This window comes from Brevibacterium sp. SIMBA_078 (genome assembly GCF_046534565.1).
Classification (GTDB): domain Bacteria; phylum Actinomycetota; class Actinomycetes; order Actinomycetales; family Brevibacteriaceae; genus Brevibacterium.
This window is the reverse complement of record NZ_JAWRYQ010000413.1, coordinates 1-251: the sequence shown is the minus strand read 5'-3', so window position 1 is coordinate 251 and position 251 is coordinate 1. Positions and strand designations below refer to the sequence as shown.

Genomic DNA, 251 nt, shown 5'->3' with positions numbered 1-251 from the left:
CCCGATGAAAAAATCTTCAGTTCGCGCATTTGGTGTAGCCTGTTTTTTAATAGGAGCTATATTAACGATTTCTAATCAGTACAATGTACCGTTGATCTCTTCAAATGAAGAAAATGTTCAACAATATAAAGATCGAATTACTGAACTTGAACTTCAATTAAAAAATGTGAATGAAAAATTAGAACAATCTAAACAAGCAAACCTAAATTCTAACGTAGTTCATCCAAAAGAAAATCAAGAAACAAACAAAC

General features: G+C 30.3%; 1 protein-coding gene. It reads left to right on the top strand.

Annotated features, from left to right (window positions below; all coding sequences use genetic code 11):
* A partial coding sequence (locus SB749_RS20225) for a hypothetical protein (RefSeq protein WP_410711885.1) occupies positions 1–251 on the top strand: 251 nt, incomplete at both ends.